At 42.9% G+C, this 14,173-nt stretch carries 15 protein-coding genes; 5 read left to right on the top strand and 10 right to left on the bottom strand.

Annotation, left to right across the window (positions count from 1 at the left end):
- Positions 1-65 precede the first annotated feature (65 nt).
- The gene (locus tag ACOAOT_RS03705) at positions 66-731 is read left to right on the top strand and encodes a CPBP family intramembrane glutamic endopeptidase (protein WP_420215745.1); all 666 of its coding nucleotides are present in this window, start codon (positions 66-68) and stop codon (positions 729-731) included.
- Here ACOAOT_RS03705 and ACOAOT_RS03700 read toward each other — a convergent pair.
- The 8 genes from ACOAOT_RS03700 to ACOAOT_RS03665 form a co-directional block, all read right to left on the bottom strand.
- Positions 724-1,560, bottom strand: coding sequence for a MerR family transcriptional regulator (locus ACOAOT_RS03700; protein WP_420215744.1), 837 nt, complete (start codon positions 1,558-1,560; stop codon positions 724-726). The genes ACOAOT_RS03705 and ACOAOT_RS03700 overlap by 8 nt on opposite strands.
- Before the next feature lie 18 nt (positions 1,561-1,578).
- Positions 1,579-2,334 (bottom strand): hypothetical protein, encoded by a 756-nt coding sequence (locus ACOAOT_RS03695; protein WP_420215743.1) that lies wholly within the window; start codon positions 2,332-2,334, stop codon positions 1,579-1,581.
- Positions 2,335-2,631: 297 nt separating this feature from the next.
- Positions 2,632-4,332: an ammonium transporter gene (locus tag ACOAOT_RS03690; RefSeq protein WP_420215742.1), complete on the bottom strand. Its 1,701-nt coding sequence runs from the start codon at positions 4,330-4,332 to the stop codon at positions 2,632-2,634.
- Between the two features lie 4 nt (positions 4,333-4,336).
- Positions 4,337-5,521: a MalY/PatB family protein gene (locus ACOAOT_RS03685; protein WP_420215741.1), complete on the bottom strand. Its 1,185-nt coding sequence runs from the start codon at positions 5,519-5,521 to the stop codon at positions 4,337-4,339.
- A gap of 24 nt (positions 5,522-5,545) precedes the next feature.
- The gene (locus ACOAOT_RS03680; protein ID WP_420216646.1) at positions 5,546-6,301 is read right to left on the bottom strand and encodes an amino acid ABC transporter ATP-binding protein; all 756 of its coding nucleotides are present in this window, start codon (positions 6,299-6,301) and stop codon (positions 5,546-5,548) included.
- A 43-nt stretch (positions 6,302-6,344) separates the two neighbouring features.
- Complete coding sequence (locus ACOAOT_RS03675; RefSeq protein ID WP_420215740.1) at positions 6,345-7,049, bottom strand: amino acid ABC transporter permease; 705 nt, start codon at positions 7,047-7,049, stop codon at positions 6,345-6,347.
- A gap of 18 nt (positions 7,050-7,067) precedes the next feature.
- On the bottom strand, positions 7,068-7,772 hold the full coding sequence (locus ACOAOT_RS03670; protein ID WP_420215739.1) for an amino acid ABC transporter permease: 705 nt from the start codon (positions 7,770-7,772) through the stop codon (positions 7,068-7,070).
- A gap of 29 nt (positions 7,773-7,801) precedes the next feature.
- Positions 7,802-8,632, bottom strand: coding sequence for a transporter substrate-binding domain-containing protein (locus tag ACOAOT_RS03665; RefSeq protein ID WP_420215738.1), 831 nt, complete (start codon positions 8,630-8,632; stop codon positions 7,802-7,804).
- A 335-nt stretch (positions 8,633-8,967) separates the two neighbouring features.
- Between ACOAOT_RS03665 and ACOAOT_RS03660 the strand changes: the two genes are divergently transcribed.
- From ACOAOT_RS03660 to ACOAOT_RS03645, 4 genes are all read left to right on the top strand, one after another.
- A complete protein-coding gene (locus ACOAOT_RS03660; RefSeq protein ID WP_420215736.1) occupies positions 8,968-9,651 on the top strand; it encodes a helix-turn-helix transcriptional regulator in 684 nt (227 codons plus the stop codon).
- A gap of 85 nt (positions 9,652-9,736) precedes the next feature.
- Positions 9,737-10,948, top strand: a complete 1,212-nt coding sequence (locus tag ACOAOT_RS03655) for a DUF401 family protein (RefSeq protein ID WP_420216645.1) — start codon at positions 9,737-9,739, stop codon at positions 10,946-10,948.
- A 61-nt stretch (positions 10,949-11,009) separates the two neighbouring features.
- Complete coding sequence (locus ACOAOT_RS03650; protein WP_420215735.1) at positions 11,010-11,237, top strand: hypothetical protein; 228 nt, start codon at positions 11,010-11,012, stop codon at positions 11,235-11,237.
- A 114-nt stretch (positions 11,238-11,351) separates the two neighbouring features.
- Complete coding sequence (locus ACOAOT_RS03645; protein WP_420215734.1) at positions 11,352-12,362, top strand: hypothetical protein; 1,011 nt, start codon at positions 11,352-11,354, stop codon at positions 12,360-12,362.
- A gap of 48 nt (positions 12,363-12,410) precedes the next feature.
- Here the strand turns inward: ACOAOT_RS03645 and ACOAOT_RS03640 are convergent, their stop codons facing one another.
- Entirely contained in the window at positions 12,411-12,863 is a 453-nt protein-coding gene (locus ACOAOT_RS03640; RefSeq protein WP_420215733.1) for a GyrI-like domain-containing protein, read from the bottom strand.
- Between the two features lie 69 nt (positions 12,864-12,932).
- Positions 12,933-14,111 carry an MFS transporter gene (locus ACOAOT_RS03635; protein WP_420215732.1) on the bottom strand — a complete coding sequence of 393 codons (1,179 nt, stop codon included), beginning with the start codon at positions 14,109-14,111 and terminating at the stop codon, positions 12,933-12,935.
- Between the last annotated feature and the right edge of the window lie 62 nt (positions 14,112-14,173).

Genomic DNA, 14,173 nt, shown 5'->3' with positions numbered 1-14,173 from the left:
AGTCAAGTGGATTTATACTATAATTGGACATATAAATTTAAATAATAATGACAGCGTGAGGAAATATGATGAAAACTATGAGTAAAAAGCAATGGGTTCTGATTGGGAGTGCCCCCTTTCTTTGCATTTCCATGTTATTATTGATCCCTTATCTAACCGTTAAAGTAGGAAAAACAGCCGGATACGTCACAGGATTTTGTATCTACTGGTTTCTCTTCTGCCTGCCTGTTTCTGCATATTGTTCTGGTGGTTTCAACAGGTTGAAAGAGATTTACCGTCAAAAATCAAATATAACATCAAGAATGAAAACTATTTATTATTTTTTAGCATTAATCCCCTGTATTGCCACCTTTTTTGCAGTATTTAAAAACATTGCTCCAATAGCCGGTTTTCAGGTTTTAATCCTTGCTCTTTTATTTGGAATGATAAACGGGACATTAGAAGAGATGTTCTGGAGGGGGATTTTTAATAAGATTTTTGATGATCATATGATTTGGGCTTATCTTTACCCATCGTTATTTTTTGGAATGTGGCATATTGCATTATACTTAGCAAAGGGTATCGTATACCAGGGCGGAGGTGGTTCCCTGGTTGGAGGTTCTCTTTTCATGGGACTCTTATGGGGGCTTGCTGCCTATAAAACAAAATCTGTTAAAATTGTGACAGCAGCCCATATTATAACTAATTTTTTTGCTTTTACAGGTCTTATTTATCAGAACTGGTTTATGTAAGGGGTACTTTTTTCTTTACAGGAATCTGCAGACAGCAGTAATCCACCTCATGTTCCGAATTATAAAATGTGGTATCCAACAGGCATAGATCCAGTGCATCACCAATGATTTCGTATCCCTGAGACATTACCCATTCTTTGAGACTAAAAAAATAATCTTTATAATATGGAAAGGCGTATTTATACATGCAGGCATAGGTACCTCCCGGAATCTCCTCAATACCCGGAAGATTATTCTCCTGTTCCGGGACCACCACGAAAATTCCTGCTTCTCTGTATAGATCCTCGGATTCAAACTGGCTGCACCTGATCAGAGTTCCAAACCCGCTGGACGGTACCATACCCCAGTCAAAAATCTGATTCCACGCTTTCATCAAGGTAAGATGAAGAACATTTTTACACGGTTCCCCGTGAAAGGGCACAAAAAGAACCTTTCTTGGGCCAATCTCCTTTATATGGGGAGTATTAATGGGATGTTCTTCATGAAGCGCTTCATAAAACCGGATTCTGTGCTCCAGATGATTCTTCGTTTTATTCAGTTCCTGTATTTGCTTTTCTACTGATTCTTTCTGCAATTCCAGAAGATTAATTACGGTATCCGGATTGCGGTTTTCAAAGCTTTTCTTAATATCTTCCAGCTTCACTCCAAGCTTTTTTAACAGACAGATTTCCCTTAAAACAGGGATCTGAAAAACACTGTAAAACCGGTAACCATGTTCATTGATGGAAACAGGCTTTAAAAGCCCGATATGATCATAATAAATAAGCGTCTGACGGGTAAGGTGATGCAGTTTCGCCATCTCACTGATTGTGACAATTTCATCTCCCATAATGCGCTCCCCCCTCTATTACAATGAATCAATTATTAAGGAATCCAGCTTGTCCACACCATCCTTCCATGCCATGGAAATATCATTATGTAAGGATAAGGAAGGGCCTGACTTGGAGTAAAAATTCAGGGTACAGGTAAAATGTGTTCTGCAATTATGCATGACCCACCTGCATTTATGGCTGTTTCCCAGCACTCTGCCATAAAACGCGGATAATTCCAAAATCGTATTGCGGCATTGTTCAAAGGATTCTCCCTGCTTTTCCAAAATAATTTTCTTTATTATCTGAATCGCATCTTCCGCTTTCATTTGAGATATATTCAGCTGATTCTCTGTTAAAAATTTTTCAGCCAGCAAATCGTGTTCTTTAAACAGCCTGAAATCATCTTCTTCCCTGAAATAATCATTTTCCAATGGCGGTTTGGAAATCTTCTTAAAAAAATCCCGTCCATATTGTTTCAATAGATCCGCATATGCTTCAATAGCAAGCTTATATTCTTTTAAAGTTGCACATGGTAAGCCATTCTCACTGCTGTCTGGCACAATATCCCCAATCCCATAACTGCTGCATCTGCCTGAATAAGAGTTAATGACCATAAACAGCCTCTTATCCCATCCCCTGGTGTAAAACTCAACGACCAGCCTAGCTGTCTCACCCTTACTGTTTTTAAATTTTCTTATGAACCAGCAGCTATTTATATTTTCACCAGAGACAAATCCCATGGGTATTAAAACATTTCCGATAATCTCTCTTGTTATTTCCTTTTTAGTCATAAATATATTCTCCTTTGAAATAAGCAAAACAGCGCAAGTATACGTTTAGAGAATGTTACTTTGGCTTTTATTATATAATACTTATCCTGGCAAACACAAGGGAATGCCGTTGAAAAAGTTACAATTATTAATAATTATATCCTTTAAGCTTATACCATGTTTCCTGCAAATACTCAACCAATAGGACGAAATTATACAAGTTAGGTTCCAAAATTAGCATGATGGTACGAAAAAAGGAGCCTGGGGGGTTGAAAAATATCCATACCCTCAGGCTCCTACAATATTACAATTTGATATTTATATATCGTCCACTCCCTGCATGGCATCGTAACCTGTCTCACCGGTTCGAACCTTTACCGCATCCCGTACATCGTAGATAAATATCTTTCCATCTCCAATATGTCCGGTATAAAGTACCTTTCTGGCAGTCTTTACCACTTCCTCCACAGGAACCTTGGCAACAACAATTTCAACCTGTACTTTGGGCAGAAGCATCATATCCACAGGAATTCCCCTGTAATACTCTGCTGCACCTTTTTGCATTCCGCAGCCAAGAACCTGTGTCACTGTCATACCAGTTACTCCGATTTCATTCATGGCAGATTTCAGTTCTTCAAACTTAGACTGTTTTGCCAGAATTTCAACCTTAGTCAGTACGGACTTCGAATTGCCTGCCGGGGAAAAATCTGCAGATTTCACAGGAATGGCTTCTTCCACAGGGACATCCTGTCTGACTGCGTGAATACCAGCCACACTTTCCACCCGGCTCCCCAGATCTTCCATGGGCACAACAGGCAGAAAGTCTGCATAGGCATTTGCAAGTCCATGCTCTGTACTGTCCAGACCTTCAATTTCCTCTCTGGAGGTAACCCGCAGGCCGATGGTCTGGTCAATTATTTTAAATACTGCAAACATTACAATTCCAACCCATGCCGCTACGGAAATAACTCCGAGAAGCTGAATTCCAAGAAGCTTTACGCCTCCACCATACAAAAGACCACCCTCTTTTGCAAAAATTCCTACCAGAATAGTACCCAGCGCTCCGCATACGCCATGCACGCCGATTGCTCCTACCGGATCATCAATCTTTAATCTGGAGTCAATGAACTCGATTGACAGCACCACAGTCAGTCCTGTACAGATTCCAATGATAGCCGCCCCTCCCGGAGTCACGGTATCACATCCGGCTGTTATGCCCACAAGACCTGCAAGGGTGCCGTTTAAAGTCATGGAAACATCCGGCTTTTTATAACGGATCCAGGTAAATATCATGGTGGTACAGGTGGATACTGCAGCTGCCAGATTGGTTGTCATAAAAATTCTTCCAGCTGCTTCAATGCTATCCCCTTCCATGGATACGGTGGATGCGCCGTTAAACCCGAACCAGCAGAACCATAAGATGAAAACGCCAAGAGCTCCCAGTGTAATGCTGTGTCCCAGTATGGCCTTGGGCTTTCCATCCTTTGTGTATTTACCGATTCTCGGGCCAAGAAGATAAGCCCCCAGAAAGGCCGCTACGCCGCCCACCATATGTACCGCTGTTGAACCTGCAAAATCGTGGAATCCTAAAGATGACAGCCAGCCTCCTCCCCAGATCCAATGACCCGATACCGGATAAACCACACAGGATATGACTGCACTGTAAACACAGTAGGCGGAGAATTTCGTCCTCTCTGCCATGGCTCCCGACACAATTGTGGCTGCCGTGGCACAAAATACAGTCTGGAATATTACAAAGGACCAGAGAGAAACACCGGAGGGAAGGATCTTGCTGTAATCGCCGTGTATGAAAAAATCAATTCCTCCTCCAAACATAATTCCAAATCCAACAAACCAGTAAATGGGGGTTCCGATGCAGAAATCCATCAGATTTTTCATGATAATATTTCCGGAATTCTTCGCTCTGGTAAATCCTGCCTCTACCATGGCGAAACCTGCCTGCATAAAAAATACCAGCGCAGCTCCAAACAAAACCCAGATTGTATTGACCGCTGACATATGACTACCTCCGTTCCTTATATCGATTTACCGCCTCCAAAAGCCGTTCCATTGCTTCTTTTAAGACCCATAAAGGACAAGCTATATTAATCCGTTCAAATCCTCTTCCACCCTCTCCGAAGATATATCCCTCGTCTAAGAACAGCTGAGCTTCCATCTGCATGAATTTTTCCAGCTCCTGATAATCCATACCCAGTTTATTAAAATCCAGCCACTGCAGATAGGTTCCCTGAAGATCGTAAACCTTTACCTCCGGCAGATTGTCTGCAACGAATTTCTCAACGAATTTCTTATTTTCCTCCAGGTGCAATAGCAGTTCCTCAAGCCATGACTCACACTGGGTATAGGCAATCTCACATGCCTGATAGCCCATTAAATTTAAAGAATGATAACCTCTTGCAGCAGTCACCTTTTCCCGCATTTCCTCATTGGCAATAAAATGATTGGAGGTCTGAAATCCTGCCAGATTAAAGGTTTTGCTGGGAGCTGTGGAAATGACACAGTTATTTACATATTTGTCTTCCAGCGTTCCCATGGAGATATGGTGGTAACCTGGAAGAATCAGATCAAAATGGATTTCATCAGAAATGATAAAAACTCCGTTTCTTAGACAAATATCCGCGATCTTTGTAAGCTCCTCCTCTGTCCATATCCGGCCTATGGGATTATGGGGACTGCATAATATAAGAAGCGTTACATCTTTTCTCGCCGCTTTTTCCTCGAAATCGGCAAAATTGATCTCATAAGTATCCCCGGTATTAATTAGTTCTGTGGTTACCAGCGTCCGTTTATTGTTCTCCACTGACATGCGGAATGGATAGTAGACCGGAGTCATAATTAAAACTGCATCTTCCGGCTTGGTAAATGCCGCCACCATCTGGCCCAGGCCAGGCACCACTCCTGCTGTCTCCACAATCCATTCCCGTTTGGGAGAAAAACCATGACGTTTTTCCATCCACCCGATTACGCTTTCATAATAGGCATCCGTAGCTCCTGTATATCCAAGGATGGACTTGTCTAAATAGGCTTTTAATCCTTCAATGATTTCCGGTGGATTTTTCCACTCCATATCAGCTACGGAAAGAGGCACCACATTGTCCTTCACATCCGGATTTTTCACCTTCATATCATTCCATTTAAATGAACCTGCCTGGTCTCTTCTTACCAGGGTTTCAAAATCATAATGCATTTGGCTTCCTCCGTTTTGCTTTTCTTATTCTTCCCCTGCAGCCTGGGGATCTGTAATCCGCTTTAAAAACTGCTGTGTTCTTGGTTCTTTTGGATTCACCAGAATTTCAGAGGGTTTTCCTTCCTCAACAATGCTGCCGCCTTCCATAAATATGATTCTTGATGCCACCTCTCTGGCAAATGAGATTTCGTGTGTTACAACGATCATGGTAATTCCTGTCTGTGCCACCGTTTTAATGGTGTTTAAAACCTCTCCCACCAGCTCCGGATCCAATGCAGAGGTAGGTTCGTCAAACAGAATTACATCCGGATCCAGAATCAGCGCCCTTGCGATACCGGCCCTCTGCTGCTGACCGCCGGATAACTGGGAAGGATAAAAATCACACCGTTCTGACAATCCCACTTTAGCCAGGATGTCACGGCTCATTTTTTCCGCATCTGTCTTTGCTATTTTCTTAACTGTCACCAGGCCTTCCATAACATTTTCCAGAATGGTTTTATTCTGAAATAAGTTATAGTTCTGAAATACCATAGCAGTCTTTCTTCTCAGCTCAATGACCTGGGTTTTGGAATGCTTTTTGCAGTCTAGGCAAAAGCCATTTACGGTTACACTGCCGTCATCTGCACTGTCTAAGAAATTGACCGTACGAAGGAGTGTTGTTTTACCGGAACCGCTGGGTCCCAGAATTACCACAACTTCCCCTTTTTCAATGTTTAAATTTACTCCCTTTAAAATGTGGTTTTTCCCAAATGACTTATGGATATTATTCAGTTCCACCATATTTGCCATAATATCTGCTCCTTCCTCATATTCGTGTCCCCGCTCAGGCAGATGCGCCTGCCCGGAACTTTTTAAGCCGGTCCTCACAGATGCGGAATAATTTATTCAGTACAAAGCTGATTGCTTCATAAATCAGTGTTGTCATGATATAGGCTTCAATGAAATTAAGTGCCGGCATAGCCAGTAAGTTTGCAGTTGCTGTTATCTCATAAACCCCTACATAATAAGCCAGAGACGTTCCCTTCACCAGTCCCACAAATATGCCGCCTAAGTTTGGAATGGCAATGGCAAGCGCCTGGGGAAAGATAATCCGGATCAGCGCCTGGGTTCTGGTCATTCCCACACTGAATGCTGCTTCCATCTGCCCCTCATCAACGGCTGATAACGCAGAGCGGAATATTTCCGAGGAATAGGCCGCCTGGTCAAGAGCCAGGGCGATGATTGCATATACGATGGGGGGAACTGCATTGATATCAATGGTAATTCCGATGCTCAGACCATAGCTGTATAGAAGAATGGGCAGTGCATAGTAAGAGATGTATAATAAAATCACCATGGGCACGCCTCTCATAAAGGAAACGAACACAGCTGAAAACTGGGATAAAACCGGAACCCTGTGTTTTCTGATCAACGCGATGAAAAGACCAAGCAGCCAGCCTGCAGCAGCCGATACAAGAGACATGAAGAGCGTGATGGGAACTGCAAGCATGATCTTTGGCAGCGCTTCTATGATAAATTTAAAATCCATCCTGTTTTCCTCTTTTCTTTAACTTGTCGCCTTTTTCCGGCCCTTTGTATAGATTTTTTCTGTGAATTTGCTGCAATACTCCAGGATAATGCAGGCTGCCCAGAATATAATTCCCGTTGCTATGTAAACTTCCAGACGGTTTGCTCCATAGCTGGCGGAACTGATGGCTCTTGCTTTTCCCATTAAATCAATGACACCGATTGCAAACGCCAGTGAGGTATCCTTAAACAGCATGATGATGTTATTTCCAAGGGCAGGAATTGCAATGCCAAAGGCCTGTGGGAAAATGATCCGGCGAAACGCTGTAAACTCCTTCATTCCCACACTGTAGGCTGCCTCCCTCTGCCCCTTATCCACTGCCAGATAAGAGGCTCTCATCATCTCCGCCATGTTGGCGGAGCTGCTGAGGGAAAGACATGCCACAATAAACACGGTCTTACTGACTCCTGTTAAATCAACTCCAACACTCTGAGCAAGCTGGGGAAGACCCAGATAGATTAAAAATATCAAAACAAGAGTGGGAATTCCTCTCATAAATGCGATATAACCGTTTGCAATGGCTTTTGGCCACTTTCTTTTACCAATTCCGGCTGCAGTGACGAGAGCTCCAAGTGCCAGGCTGATTAAAAGCGATATCAGGAGAATCTCCATGGTAACAGGAAAAGCCCTTAATACATTGGGAATATAGCCCGGAATTGTCTCCGGTTTAAATGTGTTCTCCAAATTCTTTTCCCTCCATTTCTACAATCCGTTTATTTTACTGTTGTGCTGACCATATCTGCATATTTTGAAAATACATCCTGACCAAGATACTCGGAGGCGATCTTTGATAAGGTTCCGTCCTTTACCATATCTTTTAATGCCCCGTCAATGGCAGTATTTAAATCATCTTTTCCTTTTGCACACATGATGTAGGTATCTTCTACCATAACGACATCGGTGAGGGACAGATTATCAAGCTTTAATTCCTTTTGTACACTGTCATAAGTGGACTGATAGGTAAGGCTTGCATCTACCTGACCATTGGCAACCTGCTTAAAGCCGTCTGCTGTTGACAAGTCACTGACTGCGTTGATTTTCAGTTCCTTTCCCGGGTGGCTTTCATTGTAAGCCATCAGCATGGAATATTCGTAGCTGGTAGGTGACTGGTTAATGGATTTTCCTGCCATATCAGCCAGTGTCTTGATTCCGCTGTCCTTTTTCACACATAAGGACATGGGGGAGAGACAGTAATACTGCTCCGGAAATAAGTATTTCTCTTTTCTCGCATCGCTCTTTACAAGCTGGTGAGAAAGTACATCCAGTGCGCCTGAGTCAATGGAAACGATGAGGGTGTTAAAATCCATTGCCTGAATATCAAATTCATATTTGTCAAGACGCTTATCAATTTCCTTTAATACTGCCACGTCATATCCCACCGGCTCCCCCTTATCGTCCAGTGAGCAATATGGCGGCATGGCATTACCAGTACCTACCTTTACTTTTGTGACTCCTGAACTCTGGGTTTTTCCGCATGCGGTCATAGACACCGCCAGTGTAAGAACCATAACCGAACAAACTGCATTTTTCATAATCTTCTTCATTTTTTTCTCCTCCTGCATCTGTCATCGTCGATTGAACAACAAAAAAGGCGCCTGCTTTTATGCAAACGCCTTTGTCTACCTTCCGTTCCCCTTCCTGACGGCTGTGGAACTGTTAGGCAAAGTATATTCCATCGTTTTGCCTTTGTCAATATTTTTTTATCAGGATAATAATGTTTTATTATTTTCACAAAAGCCAGTTGTCCATTTCTGACTTTCAGTACATTTTTCACAAATATTCAAGATTGACAGATAATTCAAGGACAAGGATTTACATATCAGGCTTTTTTGTTATATAATAATCTAAAATTTATCAAACCATAAGGGGGCCATACTCGATGAGTGATATCATGAAGCACTACGAAGTGCTGACTAATTTTCTGGGAAATGTACTAAGTGACAATTATGAAATTGCACTTCTGGATTTAAGAGAAGGGAAACGCTGCATCACAGCCATAGCCAACGGACAAAACAGCGGCAGAACCGTTGGGGCTCCTTTAACGGACCTGGCTCTTAAAATCATAAAAGAAGGAATCTGGAAAAAAGAGCCGTATCTGCTTAATTACAGCGGACTGACCAAAGACAAGAGACCCTTGATCTCCTCCACCTTTTTTATTAAAGAGGGACAGGAGCTTTTAGGCATGCTCTGCCTGAACGTAGATACCCAGATTTATCAGCAGCTGTGCCAGTCCATCTTAAAGCTTGGGGGATTGTCCATTGATTCTCCCTCCAGCAAGATCATTGACCTGCCTGTGGAACACACCGAAACCTTCACCAACGACATCGGTGATATCATTGCCAGTGCCATGCCGGATTACATCATGGAAAACCGCATACCTGCAGACCGCCTTACCCAGGATGAGAAGATTACCATCGTAAAGCAGTTAAACGAAAAAGGAGTTTTTATGATTAAAGGTGCTGTCAGCGAAGCAGCCTTAAAACTTAACTGCTCCGATGCCACCATTTACCGGTATTTAAGCAAAATAAGCAAGCAGGAGCAAAAAAAACAGATTGACATTTAAAAAAAATGGTGCTAAACTCCCTGATAATATTTTATTGCAATAATAATTTTTTATCACACAACAGGGAGGAAATACAATGGTATCAATGGAGCTGGTCAAACTTTTACTGGTCTTTCTAGTCATTTTAGTGCTGCTCTGGCTGAAAAGGCCCTTATGGCAGGCAATCGCATGCAGCATCCTGCTTTCGTTTTTTATTTTTGGAATCCCGGTTTCTAATGTCTGTTCCATTCTCACCCGGGCCATATTTTCCAAGAGCACTGCAACCATTTTATTAAGCTTTTATACCATTACGTTCTTACAGCGAATGCTGGAAAAGCGTAATCTTTTAATGACGGCAGAATCCTCATTAAACCATCTGTTCCGCAACCGGCGGATCACCACCATACTGGCTCCTATTTTCATCGGTCTTCTTCCTTCTGCAGGGGCAGTTTATATCTGCGGATCGATTGTGGATTCTTCCTGCGGGGATTATTTAAGTAAAGAGGATAAAACCTTTGTCACCAGCTATTACCGTCATATTCCGGAGAGCTTTCTTCCCACTTACTCATCTATTTTAATCGCACTGGGACTGGCAGGCGTTGAGACAGGAGACTTTCTTCTGTCCATGCTTCCGGCTGTGGGAATCCTGGTTTTTCTGGGCTATATTTTTTATTTGAGAAAAATTCCAAGAGAAATTGTAAATGATCAGGGAATGACAAAAAAGGCGGCATTTGGACAGCTTATCAATAGTCTGTGGACCATTGCTGCTGCAATCCTTCTTATCATTGCATTTCATCTTGAGGTATACATAGCAACCCCGCTTGTTATTGTCTCCGCGTTTTTCTTTTACCGCTTTTCTTTACGGGAAATCAGGCCGTTTTTTCTTTCTGCGCTGGAGCCTAAAATCATTGTAAATACCCTTCTGATCATGATTTTTAAAGAAGTTCTCACCTATACGGACGTGATTTCAAAACTTCCCGGTCTCTTTCGTTCTCTTCCCATACCGACTTATCTTGCTTTTGCACTGATCTTCTTCTTTGGTTCCATTGTTGGCGGGTCAACAGCAATTATAGTGCTTTGCCTTCCTTTGGCCTTCGCGGCCATACCAGATGGAGGAGCTGCACTGATGATGCTTTTAATGTCCTCCTCCTACTGTGCCATGCAGGTATCTCCCACCCATGTCTGCCTTGCGCTGGTAACGGAATATTTCCACACAGGAATGGGGGATTTGTTAAAACGGACACTTCCGGTGATCCTGATTTTCTTTCTGCTGATCCTCCTTTATTACCAGGTGCTGACTGCTCTCTCCCTGATTTGACTCACCACCCATTTTATGCTAGGATGTGCTTATCAATTTAGAATCAGAAAGGATTTACCATATGAACCTCATGAATCTTATGCAGTTAAAAGAGGCCTGGAATATATTTAAAGAGAACCACCCGAAATTCCCCTTATTCTTAAAAGCAGCTTCGGAAAGTGCTCTAAAGGAAGGCTCCATGATAGAAATTCATGTCACATCTCCGGAAGGGAAAACACTGACTACCAACATGAAGCTGAAAGCCTCCGATCTGGAGCTGATCGAGCAGTTGAAATCATCCTTGAAATAACAGACATCTTCTACTCTCCCGAAAAAAGTTGTTGTTACTGGAAAGTTATGGTAGAATACTTTCAGGCCATGAAACATCTATTGTTTCAATGGCAAAACAGGAGGAGTAAAAGGCATGAAAAAACTAATCAAAGTATTTATTGCTGCCTCACTTCTGTCAATCTCTGTTGCATCTACCGCAATGGCAGGAACCTGGAAACAGGGTTCCGATGGCTGGCGGTGGAAGGAAGACGATCATACCTATACAGCATCTGCCTGGAAGTGGATCGATTCGGATAAAGACGGAATGGCAGAGTGCTACTATTTTAATGAAGACGGAATCCTGGTAACCAATACCATGACTCCTGATGGCCGTACTGTGAATGAAGACGGCGCATGGACTGAGGATGGCATCGTACGCTTAAGAGCCGCCAACCCTTCCGTTGCCGTTCAGATGAAGAAAAAGGGAGCTCTTCTTTACCAGGATGCAGACAGGAAAAGTTCTTCTTTACCAGGGCAGGATATCAACGCTGATATTGCCATGAATTTATATTACGACTGGCTGCAGATTCCTGTTATTATGAATATGCAGATGAAATACCACGATATCAACACTCCCAGTATGGAGTTTTTATCCAACAGCACGGTAAAGACTCTGGGCATGGAAAAGGTTGAGAGCTCCTTTTATACCGGGGGCTGTTATTACTCCAATTCCAAAGACAGCGGAAAGTTTAAGATGAAAATCGGATATGAGGATATGACAAAACATCTCACTCTTGGAGGTCTTACCGGACAGTTTTGGGGATTTTTAGACAACGTACAGATTGCACAGGATCAGGACGGTAATAGTGTCATGTTTTATACCACTGAGGCAGACGGTCTGGAACAGTATTTAACCAAATTTTATGATAAAGTATGGCCTACACTTTCGGATTCGGATTACAAAATTACTGGCGTGACTGGAAAAGCAATTATCAATCCGGAAGGATACTTTACCAAAGAACAGATTCTGATCTCCATGACTATTAACGAGGATGGAGATACCATGGGACTGGATATGAGTGTGGATCTGGATTATAAAAATCCAGGGCAGACGGTAGCAATCGCCTTTCCTTCCACGGACGGGTTTGAGGAAGTGGTGTATTAAAAAAGCGGAGGAAGCAGTTCATCTTAAACGAACTGCTTCCTCCGTTTTCTATTTTTTTAAGCCAATATAAACATGTACCCGGACATGCCCCTCTTTTAAAGTTTCATACTCTTCAAAGTCACATATAAAAGATCTGGGCAGGTTCATATTCCACAACTGCTGCCACACTTTTGCAACTGCATCCTTACCTTCTCCCTCTGCAATAAATTTCGCATAGGTTCCCGCCGGTATAATTTTAATAGTTATCCCGTTTGGCTGTCCATCCTTTTTCTCCACTTCACAGGCAGCCAGTACGCTGTAATCCTCGGTTTCTCTTCCCTCGTACTCCGTATAAATGCCCAATGTCTTCTCATTAACTTTATACATGACTGAAGGATAAATTCCCATAAACTGATCCCACAAACCGCTGATCACATTTCCCATATCCGGTGCGAAATTATTAGTCCTGGCTAACAGACCAGCCACCATCATCTCTTTTAATTCCACTAACTCATACTTCATTTAATTTTCCTCTTTTCTACTTTATGAAGAAAATTATAACAAAGATAACATGACAGCTGACTGTCATTATTAATTCCTTTTCACCGCAAAAAACCGGATAAGAACAATTACCAGAATAAACGGAAAGATAATGGCTGAAAAAATTCCGATTTTTAAATTGCTGCCGAACCAACCAGATACGATCCCAACAAGGGTAGGTCCTCCCGAGCATCCCAGATCACCCGCCAGCGCCAGGAATGCAAACATGGCAGTGCCTCCGCCCCGGATAGACGCAGCGGCCAGACTAAACGTTCCCGGCCACATGATTCCTACTGAAAAGCCGCAAATTCCGCATCCAATCAGTCCCAGCACCGGATAAGGAGCACAGGTGATCAGAAGATACGACCCCATGCAAAGAACACCGCTGGCAGCCATAACCTTTTTTAGTTCCCATCGTTCTCCATACTGTCCATAGACAGCTCTTGATATCCCCATCATAAGTGCAAACAGCATAGGGCCGGCCAGATCTCCAATGGTCTTTGTTACACCCAGCCCCTCTTCTGCAAATGCAGATGCCCACTGGCTGACTGCCTGCTCACTTGCTCCCGAGCAGACCATAAGAAGCAAAAAGACCCAGAACAGCTTATTTCCAATCAATGCGGCAAAAGACATTCCCCCCTCCTCTTTTGAAAGAGAAGCAATGGGCACACGGAAAAATAAAACCATGCATACAGCCGGTACAGCCGCCCAGAAAACCGCCAGTATTTTCCAGTTCTCAATTCCCAATACCCAGAAAAATAATGTGGATATCAGAACAACTCCCACATGTCCCCAGCAATAGAAGGAATGGAGCATGCTCATGGCCTTTTCTTTATTATCTGTGGGACAGGCTTCCACAATGGGACTGACAAGAACTTCCAAAAGCCCGCCGCCAATGGCATAGATAATAACTGCCAGTAACAGCCCCACCCAGGAAACAGAAACAATTCCCGGCAAAACGGTGAGAAGAATCAGCCCTGCTGCCGCCATAAGGTGTGCGGTAATCATGGAAATCCGGTATCCCACCCGATCTATTACCGCTGCAGATAAAAGATCCACCAGCAGCTGAACACCAAAATTTACGGTAACAAGAAGTGTAATTCTGGATAGTGATATTCCATACTCCCATTGAAAATGCAAAAATAAAAGCGGCACAAAATTATTGACAATCGCCTGAACAATATAGCTTAGAAAGCAGGCATAAACAGTACTTTTATAATTTTCCTTCACGTAATCGGCCCTCCCCTGTAATATGATTTTATTATACTGCAGTTGGGAATTCAATTCTTGCA

Origin of the sequence: Lacrimispora struthionigena (assembly GCF_048627165.1) — a bacterium.
Lineage (GTDB): Bacteria > Bacillota > Clostridia > Lachnospirales > Lachnospiraceae > Lacrimispora.
The sequence above is the reverse complement of the archived record's forward strand: the minus strand, read 5'-3'. Positions and strand labels throughout refer to the sequence as shown.